The sequence below is a fragment of the Acinetobacter sp. ABJ-A23_2 genome (genome assembly GCF_044538765.1).
Taxonomy (GTDB): domain Bacteria; phylum Pseudomonadota; class Gammaproteobacteria; order Pseudomonadales; family Moraxellaceae; genus Acinetobacter; species Acinetobacter nosocomialis_A.
Window position 1 is genome coordinate 30,240 of the sequence record NZ_JBIUCP010000035.1, and the last position, 14,752, is coordinate 44,991.

General features: G+C 35.8%; 9 protein-coding genes. 6 read left to right on the forward strand and 3 right to left on the reverse strand.

Going from position 1 to position 14,752, the window contains the following annotated elements:
- Positions 1-95 precede the first annotated feature (95 nt).
- Complete coding sequence (locus ACH63V_RS12705) at positions 96-794, forward strand: type 1 glutamine amidotransferase domain-containing protein (RefSeq protein WP_396463695.1); 699 nt, start codon at positions 96-98, stop codon at positions 792-794.
- A 69-nt stretch (positions 795-863) separates the two neighbouring features.
- Here the strand turns inward: ACH63V_RS12705 and ACH63V_RS12710 are convergent, their stop codons facing one another.
- The 3 genes from ACH63V_RS12710 to ACH63V_RS12720 all read right to left on the reverse strand — a co-directional run bounded on the left by ACH63V_RS12710 (position 864) and on the right by ACH63V_RS12720 (position 3,407).
- Complete coding sequence (locus tag ACH63V_RS12710) at positions 864-1,883, reverse strand: MBL fold metallo-hydrolase (RefSeq protein ID WP_396463696.1); 1,020 nt, start codon at positions 1,881-1,883, stop codon at positions 864-866.
- Between the two features lie 142 nt (positions 1,884-2,025).
- Entirely contained in the window at positions 2,026-2,595 is a 570-nt protein-coding gene (locus ACH63V_RS12715) for a TetR/AcrR family transcriptional regulator (protein WP_304392972.1), read from the reverse strand.
- 83 nt (positions 2,596-2,678) lie between these two features.
- On the reverse strand, positions 2,679-3,407 hold the full coding sequence (locus ACH63V_RS12720) for a tetratricopeptide repeat protein (protein ID WP_228148219.1): 729 nt from the start codon (positions 3,405-3,407) through the stop codon (positions 2,679-2,681).
- Positions 3,408-3,796: 389 nt separating this feature from the next.
- Between ACH63V_RS12720 and ACH63V_RS12725 the strand changes: the two genes are divergently transcribed.
- The 5 genes from ACH63V_RS12725 to ACH63V_RS12745 all read left to right on the forward strand — a co-directional run.
- Positions 3,797-4,321, forward strand: a complete 525-nt coding sequence (locus tag ACH63V_RS12725) for a hypothetical protein (protein ID WP_396463697.1) — start codon at positions 3,797-3,799, stop codon at positions 4,319-4,321.
- Positions 4,322-5,007: 686 nt separating this feature from the next.
- Entirely contained in the window at positions 5,008-5,556 is a 549-nt protein-coding gene (locus ACH63V_RS12730; protein WP_396463698.1) for a TetR/AcrR family transcriptional regulator, read from the forward strand.
- Between the two features lie 239 nt (positions 5,557-5,795).
- Positions 5,796-7,535 (forward strand): ShlB/FhaC/HecB family hemolysin secretion/activation protein, encoded by a 1,740-nt coding sequence (locus ACH63V_RS12735; RefSeq protein ID WP_396463699.1) that lies wholly within the window; start codon positions 5,796-5,798, stop codon positions 7,533-7,535.
- A gap of 24 nt (positions 7,536-7,559) precedes the next feature.
- The gene (locus ACH63V_RS12740) at positions 7,560-14,084 is read left to right on the forward strand and encodes a DUF637 domain-containing protein (RefSeq protein WP_396463700.1); all 6,525 of its coding nucleotides are present in this window, start codon (positions 7,560-7,562) and stop codon (positions 14,082-14,084) included.
- Positions 14,081-14,752 (forward strand): hypothetical protein (locus ACH63V_RS12745; RefSeq protein ID WP_396463701.1); only part of this gene is annotated, 672 nt, incomplete at its 3' end. The genes ACH63V_RS12740 and ACH63V_RS12745, both read left to right, overlap by 4 nt.

The following is a 14,752-nucleotide window of genomic DNA, read 5'->3' on the forward strand; positions in this document are numbered from 1 at the left end:
TCATAACTTTACCAAGCACACACTTTCAGTAACAACTTTCTATGCTTTGATAGACGAAAGAATAGAATTATAAATATGAAAAATGAGGTGAAAAAATGTCTAAACGCATATTACATGTCGTGACTAATATTTCACGCTATAAGGATGTTGATGAACCAACAGGGCTATGGTTAGGCGAACTTACCCATGCCTATGATGAATTTGAAAAGCAAGGTTATATACAAGATATTGTCAGTCCAAATGGGGGTAAAACTCCAATTGAACCTAAGTCACTTTTGCCTTTAGTCGCAGATAAGTCTGTTAAAGACCGAGAAAAAGATCAAGCTTTTATTACGCTGCTGGCAAATACCTTTAAGCCCTCAGATATTCATTGGCAAGACTATGACGTGATTTACTACACAGGTGGTCACGGGGTGATGTGGGATTTTTTAGATAACCCCGAACTGCAAGAAATTACCAAAAACATTTATGAAAAAGGCGGCATTGTTTCAAGTGTTTGTCACGGATATTGCGGTTTGCTCAATGTACGACTTTCAAATGGTGAGCGACTGATAAAAGATAAAAAGTTAACAGGCTTTGCTTGGAGTGAAGAGGTTTTGGCAGGGGTAGCAAAAAAAGTGCCATACAGTGCCGAAGAATTAGCGAAAGAATATGGTGCTCATTATGAAAAAGCTTTTATTCCCTTTGCACCATATGTCGTTCAAGACGGCAAGTTAATTACAGGTCAAAATCCGTTTTCTGCTAAAAGAACAGCTTTAGCGATTATAGAAACGCTTGAAAAGAGTGCTTCGTGAAAATTACTCAAAGTTATAAATAAGATAAGCCGAACACTTAAAATGAGTGCTCGGCTTATTTATATCAAACTATGAACGCCACCAATAATTTTCGGCATTTGGTTCATTTAAATTGAGTATTTGACCCATTTGCGGTGTGCTAATCGCTAAATTATTTTCATGTGCCAAACCAACAATACGTTCAAACGGGTCATCCCAAGCATGAAGTGCCAAGTCAAAAGTACCATTATGCACAGGTAACAAATGGCGACCTTTTAAATCGATATGCGCTTGCAAAGTTTGCTCTGGTTGCATGTGAACATCGGGCCATTCAGGGTCGTAAGCACCCGTTTCTAACATGGTCAAATCAAACGGACCATAACGGTGTCCAATTTCTTTAAACCCATCAAAATATCCCGTGTCACCGCTAAAAAATACACGTAAGTCATTATCAATAATTACCCACGAAGCCCAAAGCGTCGCATTGCTATCGCCCATACCACGGCCTGAAAAGTGATGGGCAGGGGTGGCAACCAGTTCAAGCCCTTCTACATGGGTAGTATCCCACCAATCAAGTTGTTGAACTTTTTCTGCTGGAATTCCCCACTTAATGAGTGTGTCACCCACACCAAGCGGCGTTAAGAAGTGCTCAACCTTATCGTTAAGCTGCATAACTGCATGGTAATCGAGATGGTCGTAGTGGTTATGTGACAAAATCACACCTTTGATGGGTGGTAAGTCTGCAATGCTAATCGGTGGCTGGTGAAAACGTTTTGGACCAATCCACTGAAAAGGTGAAGCGCGTTCAGAAAAAACAGGGTCGGTTAACCAAAACTCATTACGCAGTTTTAATAAAATAGTCGAGTGCCCTAAACGAAATAGAGAGCGGTCAGGCGCACTTAAAAGCTGTTCTTTGGTTAAGCTTAAAACAGGAATTTCTTTGTTGGGTACTGTGTCTTTTGGCTTGTTAAATAGAAACTTCCACATAAGCTGAAGTGTTTTACCAAAAGAAGGCTTGTGTTGGTTCGGACGCGTATTTCTAAATTTGCCATTGTGCTGCTGAGATGGCATTAAGGGAGAAGGCAAGTCTGTTGTGTTTGAAATCGTCATCTTGTTTTTCCTTATTTGGAACAAACCTATATGTGCAAATAAGAACTTGGGCTAAGTACTTATTCTGATTTAATTAAATGAGTATTTACTCACTCATTAATTGGTTTAAAAATAAGGACGCCGTGCATCCTTATTCTTTTATCTATATTGAAACTGCATGCCAAAACGCTTCAAAGCCAGATTTGCGATAAAGCTCGGTTTGAGAAGGGTCTTGGGCAATAAAATTAAGTGTAACTTCGGCAAGTGCACCTAAAATCGAAGCAATAAATAACGGTGGATAATCTCTTAATTTGCCATCATTAATACGTTCTTGAATGTTTTGAGTAAAATCACAAAAGGTTTGCATACCAATTTGTTTGCTTTGCTCAGTAATTTGTTCCGATGTTGAAAGCTGCGCCATCACTTTACGCTTAAGGGGAGCTTCTAAACTCCAGTCCAAATAGCTTTGCCAAATGTGCGACATTTGTGTTTGTAAATCAGAATCGGCAGGGTAACTAAGCATCATGACCTGACGCAGTTCAGCCTTTAGCGAAAGATATAACTGATTAAGCAATTCTTCTTTATTACTAAAATAGGTAAATAAAGTACCTTCCGCCACACCAGCAACTTTAGCAATTTTTGAGGTAGACGCACGTTCGCCAAGCTCTGCTAATGTTTCAATAGCAGCGCTTAAAATTGCATTACGTTTATCTTCACTACGAGGACGAGCCATATACAAATAGTTTAATTGAGTGATTACTCAATCATACTCCGAAATCAGCAAAGAGCAAGTGAATCTAAATATTTGCCTAATAATTAGGATAAAAATAAAAGATTAATCATTAATTCAGCTGTCTTGTTGCCATGTGCTTTTGATCGTTCATACCACTCTTTTGCCTTAACTTTGTCTTTTTCTACGCCATGTCCTTTTTCATACATATAGCCTAGTAGAAATTCAGCAGAATTATCATTAGATTCAGCGGCTTTTAATAAATAAGTAAGTGCTTTTGTATAATCTTGATTTATTAATTTACCTTGATAATAAATAGAACCTAACATTGATTGAGCTACAGTGTTGCCATGATTAGATGCATTGGTTAAAAGCTCAATCCCTTTATCTTGATTTTTTTCTAAGCCATTTCCTTGTAGGTAAGCAACACCTAATAGAGATGTGGCTCCATAATTTCCAAGAGCATCTGCTTTCTTTAATAGTTCAATATACTTTTTAGTATTCTTTTCAATGATATTACCTTTAGAGTACATTATAGCTAAGAGGACCATTGCATTTGTATCATTTTTATTTATGGCTTTTTGAAGCCATTCAATCCCCTTGGCAGGATCTTTATTAGTTCCAAAACCATTAAAATACATATCTGCTACTGCAATTTGTGATTTGGTATAACCAAGTTTTGCCGATTTTTCATACCATTCAAATGCTTTATTATAATCCTTAGGGTTCCCATATAATCCCTCAAAATATGAATTGCCCATGAAGTGAATGACTTCTACATCTCCTTTCGCAACAGCTGCTGAAACTTTTTCCATATTGATAGTTCTATTTTCGGCATAAACAGTACTTTGTAGAAAAATAATAGTTAAAGTTAAAAATATTAATCGATTAAGAAAAAAAAATCATGAAAGTATATACCTTAGGCAGATTATCTTATATAAGTTAATGTTTGATTAGTATATTATTGATTTAAAAAGTATATTCAATATTTTTTAGATTAAATTCCTTTGTGTGTTGATAAAAAATAGCTATATAAATAGTAATGGTATACAAAAAATATAGAATAAGAGCCATAGTATGAATTTAACCTACCTATGTTATTACCTAATCTCTTGTTTCTAATAAACCTTCACAAAAATACCAATTTAAAACGATAGCTAACCGTTATGATCTTTAATGCTTGGCTGTTGTGGAATTAAATTAAATGAAAATTTTTACTGTTGACCAAAATGGCGCGTTAACGCGCTATGCAGGACAAAGTCTGGTTATTAAATTTGATAATGGAAAAATACTAGAGATCAATGACAGCCAAGAACCTTTAGCCGCATTTCCTGAAGGCGTTCTTATATGGAGTGGTCGTGCTCCGAATCAAGAGGCTATAACTGATTTGCAGTTTTCCCAACTGAGCATCACGCCAGTTGCTAGTAATGGAATTATTGTCGCGCCATACCAAGAACAAATAGCGACAGCTATAAGCCTGACCATGTTCGTTACCGATGAAAATGCACATCTACATCCAGTTAAAGAAAAAAATGTTTTGATTGAGCTTAAAAATGGGAAAACCATAGAAGTACTCGAAGACTATGCTAAAAAAGGTCTGCTCGTGTGGGGCGGGCGTGAACCCATTTCAGGGCTTTCTATAGAACAATTGAAAGAAAGAACCGAAAGCCTCGGGATTTATCCTATGGCTAGCAATGTCATTTATTTATTTCCATTTAAGTTGCCATGAAAAGCCCAAAAGGGCGAAAAGAATTGCTAATTAGAACGGATATTTGAGCAGGGACACGAGTAGAGCGTTTTGTTTTATGCATTTTTATAAACAAAAATTTAACAATAAATTTTAACTATTTATCCTTACTTTTTAATGATCTAATTTAAAGCAAATGTCATTTTGTATGCTTGACTGTAAGTGGCTTGGATACTATCCTTTGCGGGCTGGCCTACATTGCCAGTCGGTTTTGACGGACCGCTATTTCAACCACATCAGGACTATTTCTTCTGAGGAATAGTTTTGTGTGCACACCTCGTTCCCTCCCGTAGCGGTAGGACGGGAGTGGGACACTTTCGAGTGTGCTGGAGTTGAAACCAGTCCGTCAACCCGCTTCCGTTCTGCCACCATAATTTATAATGCTTTGGCAGAACTCCCAAAAGAAGGAGTTGGCTATGCACATTCATAAATTATTGGCAGTCACTGTCAAAATCTATATCGACACCACTTAAATCACTTTAAAGCAGCTTGACCGCCGTAAGGCTTTTCAGGCTTTAAATCGTTACGTCTAAAAACTTGCTTCAACAATAAAACTTGAGATGTGCCAAGCACAGTCTTTACGGCTTTGCTGTGCCTTTTTTTCTCCCAGAAAAGGCACAGGTTTTTTATCTCGTTTAGAAACAACAAGAATTTAAAACGGTAAAACTATGCCAAATTTAGAAATATCTTCGAAAAAACTACATGTTGTGCAAACTGCTATACGCCTATTTATAACTTACGGGTTTCACACAGCAGGGGTTGACCTAATTGCTAAAGAAGCCCAAATCACCAAATCCACGTTTTATAAATATTTTGGCTCGAAAGAGGGTTTAATTGAAATGTGCATTGCCTTTCAAAAAAGCCTGCTCAGAGAAGAAGTGCTTGCCATTATTTATTCAAACCGTTACTACACTTCAAAAGATAAACTCAAAGAAATTATTGTTTTACATACCAATTTAAATAGCCTGTATAACCTTTTACTTAAAGCCATTTTTGAAATAAAACTGCTTTACCCACAGTCCTACCGTATGGCGGTTGAATATCGAAAATGGCTACGCCATGAAATTTTTGACCTGATTTTTAGTGGAGAAACTCGCGAGCCAAAATTCGATGCCGACATGGTTTTAAACCTTATAGATGGTTTGCTGCTACAGGCTTTAAGCTCAAATAGTTTGGATGAACGAGATGTGGTGGTGGAGAGGTTTTGGGAGGAATAATAATTAACTATTAAATTTTAAAATTAACTTTTAATTGAATTAGAAGTGAAAATGAATATTTATAATTAATTATATTTTTATACTAATTAATCTTGAATGATTATTATATATATCTATTCAATTAAATAAAACATTTAACTTTTTGGTTAAAAAATAATCGTTTGTAAAAGTAGTGAAAATTGAATAGTTTGTTTTTTTGTGTAAAATAAAATTTTTATACGTACTATTCTGTATATTAGATGTTAAATAAAAACTTTATAACTTTTTCCATTATTTTTTTTGCAGGTTTTAATCAATATGTTTATGCCATTGAAGATGTCTCTTTACCAGGTCAGGTATTACAAGAGCAACGACTCAAAGAGCTGAGTCAGCAATTACAAGACCAACTTACTCAGCAAACTCCTTATCAGAACAGCAAATCTTCGCAGGACTTTAAACATCTGGTTGTTGAGGAGAGTCCCTGTGTAGCGGTTAAAAAAATTAGTCTTTTACCGTTAAAAGATCAATCTGTTGCTGACTTAAAGCAATTTGATTTTGTAGTAAAAGCTATTCAAAAACACCCACAGGTTGTTTTAGGAAAATGTATTGGCACGCAAAGCCTACATAACATCGTGAACTATGCTCAAAATGAGCTTTTAAAGAAGGGTTTTATTACTAGTCAAATTGTCGTGAACCCTCAAGATTTAAATCAGGGTAATTTATACTTAAGTGTACAAATTGGCCGTTTGAATAAGGTCATTATACAAGAAGGAAAAATATCATCATTACAGCTTAAAACAGGATTACCGTTTAAAGCTGGCGATATTATTAATCTGAAAAAATTAGATCAGGGACTGGAAAATTTAAAACGTGTTTATGCTGTAGATATGCAACTTACTCCAGCAGTTTCTACAGATAAAGAATTAACGGGCTTTACTGACTTAATACTTAAACTACAACCACTGCAAAAGGTTAATTTTAATTTAAGTGTAGATAACTCAGGTAATCAGGAAACTGGAACCTATATGGGTAATATAGGTGTAGGCGTTAATAACCCATTTCATTTAAATGATATTTTATCGTTAAACGTAAGTCATTCATTAGATGATTTTCATGAAAACTTAAATCGAAGTTACTTCATTAGTTATCAGTTGCCTGTGGGCTATTATGATTTAGGTGTTAGCTATAACGATTATCAATATAGACAAGGAACTTTTACTCCTAAATATTCTGTTATCTATCATGGTAATAGTCAACAAGCTAACCTGAATCTCTCTCGTGTCATCAGTCGTAGTGGTCAACATAAAACCAGCGTATATGGCAAGCTCTATCATAAAGAAAGTCAAAGTTTTCTAAATGATATTGAGATTAATGTCTTACACCGTAAAACTTCAGGTTGGGTATTGGGACTCCAGCACCGCCAATATTTAGGAAATGCAGTATTAGATGGCAGCATTGATTATCGTCATGGTATGGGAATAAATGCACTGACTGCACCAGAAGAAAATATTACCGATATTAATGGTAAACATCTTGCTGTAGAAGGTTACTCCCGTGCTCCACTTTGGAATGCTGACCTACGTTTTACCATGCCTTTTCTTTTGTTGGAGACTCCAGCGCAATACCGCCTTAACTGGCGTGGTCAATATGCTCCTAAAATTTTAGTACCTAATGACCGTTTTTATATCGGTGGAAGATATAGCGTACGCGGTTTTGATGGCGAACTTATGCTTTCTGGAGATAACGGGCAATATTTACAGCAAGAAATTAGCCTGAACACTCCTGTGCTTAATACCCAGTTTTATGTGGCGGTCGATCAGGGCTGGGTAAATGGCCGCAATAGTATACCGGGTCAGCGTTATTTACTCGGAAGTGTTTTAGGGTTACGTACCTATCAAAATAGTTTTTATCTGGATGCCTTTACAGGTCGGGGGCTTATTGCACCTGACAGCATAAAAAAAGACTGGATTACCGGTTTTAGTATCAATCTTTCTTATTAATTTACTTTAGAAAAGACTTAATTCATGAACAAGAATAGTTATCGCATTATTTATAGCAAAGCACGTCAAATGTTTGTGGCCGTGGCTGAAAATGTAAAAAGCCAAACCAAAACATCGGGCCAAACCGAAGCAAGTGCACAGAATAATATTGATCACACTGAATCTCAGGCGTTTCATCAACTCTGGCAAGTCAAGGCTCTGGTTGCCAGTATTAGCCTATGGATGCCTTTAGCACCTGTATATGCCGATATTGTAGCAGATGGGGCTGCAAATGCTGCGAATAGAGCAGTTATTGCTGCCGGAAGAAATGCTCAGGGGGCAGTTGTTCCTGTGGTCAATATACAAACGCCAAAAAACGGTGTATCTCATAATATATATAAACAATTTGATGTACTGGCTGAAGGTGCTGTATTGAACAACAGTCGCCAAGGTGCTGCTACTCAAACCGTCGGTAATGTGTCTGCCAACCCATTTTTGGCTACAGGTGAAGCACGAATTATTTTAAATGAAGTAAATTCGGCAGCAGCTTCACGCTTTGAAGGGAACTTGGAAGTTGCAGGGCAAATGGCGGATGTCATTATTGCCAACCCATCTGGTATCAACATTAAAGGTGGTGGCTTTATTAATGCCAATAAAGCAATTTTCACTACTGGTAAACCGCAGTTAAATGCTGATGGAAGTATCAAGCAGTTTACGGTTGACCAAGGTAAAATTACGGTTTCAGCAAACCCTAATTCTAAATTTGGCTTGGGGGGAAATAATAACGATGCAAATTATGTGGATCTCTATGCCCGTGCATTAGAACTTAGTGCTGAACTTCGTGCCAAAAATGATATTCAGGTCATTGCTGGGGCAAATAATGTCAGTGCAGATTTACAGGATGTTACAGCTAAAACAGGAACGGGGACTGCGCCAACATTAGCCGTAGATGTTAAAGCATTGGGTGGGATGTATGCTAATAATATCTATTTGATGGGAACTGAAAAAGGTTTGGGCGTGACTAACGCAGGGACTATTCAGGCAGTCAATAATCTGGTGATTACCAGTGCCGGAAAAATTGAACACAGTGGCACAATCAGTTCGACCAGTAAAACACAAGGTTTAGTAAGTGTACAAACAACAGGTACAGGTGCAGTTGCCGATATCAATTCATCAGGCAGTATTAATAGTAATAGCATGCTAAATCTCGATTCGGGTAATAACCTGAATCTAAATGCTAAAGAAATTATCATTAATAATGGCAGCTTGGCTTCCTCTCCTTTAATCGTTAATGCTAAAGGTAATATCAATCTCGCCGCTGATACCCGCATTATGGATGACTCACAAGGTGGAGATGTCTATATTGATGCAGCGAATATCAATCTTGCAGCGGGATCGGAACTCAAAAGTAACCGTGGTACAGCAAGCATACAAGTACAAAAAGACTTAGTTGCAGCCAAAGGCGCAAAACTGATTGCTGCCCAAGATTTAAATGTTTTAAGTAACGGTAAGTTATCATTTACAGAGAACCATATACAGGCATCATTAGGTTCAATCAACCTACAAGCAAATTCGGCTAATACCCAAAATCTGATTGATCTCCAAGGGGGAACGATTTATGCAGGTAAAGATTTAAACCTATATAGTTCAGGAGATTTAAATCTAAAGAATCTTGGATTTTCACTTGAAAACGCTGCAACACGTGTCAAAAACATTAAAGCCTACAGTGGACGTGATCTAGTCTGGAACAATGCTGACAAAGCACTTCCGCTTATTACAGGTCTGGTTCAGCTGGATGCAGCCAATAATTTAACCGTTACAGCAAAAGAAATTTCCAATAAAGATAGTATTCAATTACATGCCAATCAAATAGCACTCAATAGTGCACTGACTTCACAAAAGAATATTGATGTGAGTTCTGAAATTGCTGATCTTGTTTTAAGTCAGGCACTCAAGGCTCAAGGTGATATTAATTTAACCGCACTTGCTGGTGGAGTTGCTGCAAATAGCTTAAAGGCCACATCTTCGGCTGGAAAGATTTCTATACTCGCGAATAAAAATATAAATTTAAACTCGACCCAGACAAGCAAGGCGATGCCTGCGGCTGATAAAGATGAACTAACAACTGATCAGACTGTTATTAGTGGTTTAAAAGGCGTAACGCTTGGCTCGATTGGGGATGGCACTGTTAACTTGCAATCGGTACAAGTTAATGCGAATCAGGGTGATATATTGGTTTCGAGTAATAATGGAATAAATTTAAAGGCGAATACTGATGTAATTATTACTGGAAATAAGGGCCAATTTAAAACGGTAAATAATGTTCTAAAGGGACAAATCGTTTCGATAGAAAATAGCAAATCCGATATTAAAATCCAAAATACAGATCTAAGCTCTACGGTTGGTAAACTTGCGATCAATAGTAGAGCAGGCATGAGTATGATTACAGATAGCGTATTGACGTCAAAAGGTAATACCGAACTCTATGCAAAAGATTTACTGACTTTACAGGGCGTGAATGCTACATCAGATCAGCATCTGGCAGTAAGCTCTGGCCTTTCAGTTTATAGCAATAGAGAAAATACTCCATCGCCTCTACTGATTGCAGATAAAGTAACCAATTTAACTTCTAAAGGGGTAACCTCTGTAACCGCAACAGGAAATCAGGTATTAAAAAATACAAATTTAATGGGTGGAGCTGTTTTATTAGAGGCGGGCGGTTTTATTACAGGCCAGACTGGATTGAACTTAAATGCAGTCGGAAGTGATTTACTCAAGAATGATACAAAGTTAAATAGCTTGAATGGTGATTTAACAATTCAAAGCAATTCTAACTTAACCATTGATCCAAAAGCTTACAGCTTAAAGGCGGTTGGTGATATCGAGCTCGTTTCTAAAGCTGGTACTTTGACTTTAAAAGGATATGGGGGGACTGCGGGGAATGGATCAGAACAAGTTGTTAAGTTGGATACAGCTAATGGCGGTATCAATTTAGAGGGTGCTAAAGTTGATATTCAAGGTTCACAGTTAACTGCACAAAAAGATATTAAGATCATTTCAAGTAAAGATGATGTGCTGATTGATGGAATAAAAAATACATTAAAAAATAGTTCTGCTGATGCAACAAATATAATTAGTATGGAAAACAATATTAAGGAAATTGATAAAAGTATAAATATTCTATCTAACAGTAAAGAATTTCAAGAAAGAAAAACACTACTTGAAAATATAAAAAAAACAAAAAATAGTCTTGAAGCAGCTATGTCATATTTGTTTGATGGTTCAAATGGAGAATATAGTGCTGGTGCTTTATCGAATGTAGATGTAAGTAATATCTTTTTCTATGAAAATGCTTATATACAATCATTTTCATCAGAGGGAGCGAGTGATACTTATGCTATGGTGATTAATAATGATATAGTAGGTTTCTTGCCTTCAGTAGGTTCTATAGGGACTTTACTAAGTTCTTATAAAGCAGAAATTAAAAAATATAAAATTTTGAATGAAAGTGTAAAAGTTCAAGAGTTAGAAAAATTAATTTCTAAATTGGAGGCCGAAAAAAAGTCAGAAATAAAATCAAAAGAATTATTAACTACAGGAGTAAGTGGTTCAGAGCATACTGAAGCTAAATTAACTTCAAAATCAGGAAATATAAATGCTACTTCTGCTAAAGGATTATCTATTAGTGGTGGAAATATTTCTGCTCAATTGGGACAGGTTAATTTAGAAGCAAGTGGTGTTTTAGCCGAACAATATAAATCTACAATCATTACTGAGTCTAATCCACAGCCAAGAATATTAAATGCAAGTATTATTATTGATGGCCATACAGATTTCTATGATAAAGGAAATGAAAATGATGATAATTATAGTATGCGAACATTAGTTAGCCCTACGATTATTAATGGTGATAAAGGGGTTAATATAAGGACTGTAGGAAAAACAAAAAATGATAACTTGATTTTACAGGCTACTGGTATTACATCCAAAAATGGTGACGTAAAAATAGAGTCAAATAAAAGTATTTTATTCGATGCTGCAGCTGAACAGAGTTATGACCTAACGACAACGACGGAAAAGAAAAAATCTTGGGGTGGTTTAAAGAAAAAATATATTACGACTGTAGCGGAGAGTAATGATACTAATGCAGCTTCAGTTGATATTTCTGGAAAAAATATTTTTATTGAAACCAAAAAACTAGATCCATCTGTAGATGCTAAAAATCCAGATAATAATATTGATATTTACTCAGGTCGTTTCACTGCAGATGGTGGAAAAATTACGATTAATTCAGGTGGAAATCTTAACTTTTACACGGTAAAAGAAACTTCTAATAGTAATGTTGACACTGTTAAAAAATCTACATTTGGTGGTATTAAATACAATACCTCTAAAACCAATGCAACACGTACTCAAGTGAGTGAATTACCTGCAACCTTAAAAGCTGATTACATTGGCACTAAATCGGGGTTTGATACCAGACTTGTTGGAACAGAGTTTGAGTATTTAAAAGGTGCATCAATTGAAGCTGGTGGTAAGTTAGAGCTAATTGCTGCGAAAACATCTATTACAGATCTCGTAAAAAAAGAAAAGAACTCCGTGGTTTGGCAATCGATGCAAGATAAAGGGTCAATTACCGAAACAGCTCAATTGCCAAGATTTAATGGGCCTGTTTTACCAACCATTAATGCTGCAGGTGGTTTAGTAGTCCAAGTTCCTATTAGTGAAAAAGATGCGAATAAAGTTGAATTACGAGATGAAATTTTAAAACTGGCAAATCAGCCCGGAAATGCTTACTTAAAAGAGTTAGTTAATCGTAAAGATGTAGATTGGCAACAAGTGCTTCTTACCCAAAAGGACTGGGATTATAAGTCACAAGGGTTAACTGGAGCTGGTGCAGCGATTATCATCATCATTGTAACGATAGTTACGATGGGTTCAGGTACAGCCGCTGCGGCTGGTGCAGCAGGAGGTGCGGCTGCAAGTGGTACTACTGTTGGGCTTGGTGCGAGTATGATTGGTGCTGCTGGTGTGACTACGACAGCAGCAGGAGCAATCGTTCCATCTGCTCTAGGTGCTATGGCAAATGCAGCTGTTACAAGTTTAGCAACCCAAGCAAGTGTAAGTTTAATTAATAATGGTGGAAATATAGGGAAAACGCTTAAAGATTTAGGTAGTAAAGATTCAATTAAGAATTTAGCAACATCTGTTGTTACTGCTGGCTTAATGAGCCAAGTTGGTTCTGCTTTAAATTTAAAACCAGATAGTACAATGTTACCTGATAGACTGATAAATAATATAACCAGTTCTGTTGGTTCGACTCTAGTACAAACAGCTATTAAGGGCGGTGATTTAGAGGAAAATCTTAAAGTTGCTCTACTTTCAGGTCTTGCAGGAGCTTTACAGGGGGAATTAGCTAGCCAAATTGGAGATAGTTTATATAAGTCAGATCCAACAATATTACAATATACAATACATAAGATTGCTCATGCCGCAGCTGGATGTGCTGCCGCAGCCGCAACTAAATCTAGTTGCGAAGCAGGAGCAATAGGAGCTGGAATTGGTGAAATTGTTGCTAGTTTAATGCCTAAACCTATCAATGGAATTGAATATAATGATGAGGAAAAAGTAAAAATTAAAAATGTAGGGAAAGTCGTTGCTGGTGTAGTATCTGCATATGCTGGTTATGATGTAAATACAGCAGCTAATTCTGCTGATATTGCTATACAGAACAATTATCTAACTCATTATAGTAAAGCGAAATTTGTTGCAGATTTAGCAAAATGTAAAGTAACATCTTCAAATTGCGATACTATTATACAAAATTATCAGAATCTTTCTAAAACTAATGATCTAGAACTGGCAACCGTTTGTAATAATACAGCTCGAAGTCGAGATTGTAATAATATGCTTAAAGCAGCATTAGATTACGCTGGAAATGATTTTAATCAAATTTATGGAATAAATTCTCCAGCAATGGCTAATTTAAAAGCTGATCAGATTCGGAGTAGGGAGCTTGTATTAAAAAATATATTTAAAGATGTTAATAATTGGTATGGCATGATAAATGATATTGATTTAAGAGCTGATTTTTTTAGTGCAATGTATGCTAAAACGGGAGCTGAATGGTTTAGAGTGGCTAATGAAACATCTCGAGCAGCTATTGTGGGCTTAGGAGCGGAAGGAGCATATTCAGGAGCAACCTTTGCAATAGGTGGTGTTATTAGTTCGATAACTTCTGCAGGTTCTGTCAATTTGTTGGATGTTTATAACTGGAGATCTGAGGCTGGTTATGCATTAATGAAAGCTGGCTACAACAATTTCAAACAGCTTTATGATGGTAAAGTAACGGATATAGTTGCTTGGAATATTAGTCAAATGCAGCAAGAGCAAAAACTATTGCAACCTATACATGAAAAGTATTTTAAAAATTCTAAGTTATTTGTACCTCAAACTTGGGTGCCTAAGAAATTTCCTAATAATCCTGTTAACTTATTGGATTATAATAGCCGCGTAAAATATGGTTGTATAGAAATGGGATATACAATAGCACAAGGCTGTAAGCCATGATTAATTCATCAATTATTAGAAAGAAATCTTCAATTTTTATTATTATTAAAGGTTTCTTTATTTTTGGATTAATTTGGTTGTTATCTTTGGTTTTGTATGGGCTTATTAACTTTGAAAACTATTACTCCTCAATAATTTACCTAATTAATTTTTATATTACTTATTTTATTGGGTATTTTGTATTTAAGAATGTGATAGGAAGCTCTGATTGTAATGATGTCGATCGAGTGGAATATTTAAGTCTTATTCTATTTTTTATTTATTATATAATAGTATTTCCTAGATATTATTTATTAGAGGGTAAGCATGACTTGTATGGTTTTAGACTTATATTTGGTTTTATATATCCAATTTGGATACTGACACCAATTTTTATCACTAATCCGAAGAGTAAATTTTATGTTTACTTATGTATTTTGCTATGTACTCTAGAAGTGATTTTTTGGATATTGTTTTTTAAGATGAGTGGGTCTGAATTTTATAAAAGGCCTTCCTTTGTTAGTGTATTAATAAGTTCTTTTATATTCGCATTAACTTTTCCTTGGTATTTATCATGGTTGAGAAAAATAGATATTAAAAAATGGACTTTCCCATTCTTTTTTAAAGAAAATAGTTTTATATCTAAGCTAATATCATGGGTGGCAATAGGATTCGGTAGTTTTTTTATG

Excerpts from the sequence above, each read along its gene's own strand:
- ACH63V_RS12725 (WP_396463697.1), top strand. The coding sequence starts at position 3,797 with ATGAAAATTTTTACTGTTGACCAAAATGGCGCGTTAACGCGCTATGCA.
- ACH63V_RS12735 (WP_396463699.1), top strand. The coding sequence starts at position 5,796 with ATGTTAAATAAAAACTTTATAACTTTTTCCATTATTTTTTTTGCAGGT.
- ACH63V_RS12740 (WP_396463700.1), top strand. The coding sequence starts at position 7,560 with ATGAACAAGAATAGTTATCGCATTATTTATAGCAAAGCACGTCAAATG.
- ACH63V_RS12710 (WP_396463696.1), bottom strand. The coding sequence starts at position 1,883 with ATGACGATTTCAAACACAACAGACTTGCCTTCTCCCTTAATGCCATCT.
- ACH63V_RS12705 (WP_396463695.1), top strand. The coding sequence starts at position 96 with ATGTCTAAACGCATATTACATGTCGTGACTAATATTTCACGCTATAAG.
- ACH63V_RS12720 (WP_228148219.1), bottom strand. The coding sequence starts at position 3,407 with ATGGAAAAAGTTTCAGCAGCTGTTGCGAAAGGAGATGTAGAAGTCATT.
- ACH63V_RS12715 (WP_304392972.1), bottom strand. The coding sequence starts at position 2,595 with ATGGCTCGTCCTCGTAGTGAAGATAAACGTAATGCAATTTTAAGCGCT.
- ACH63V_RS12730 (WP_396463698.1), top strand. The coding sequence starts at position 5,008 with ATGCCAAATTTAGAAATATCTTCGAAAAAACTACATGTTGTGCAAACT.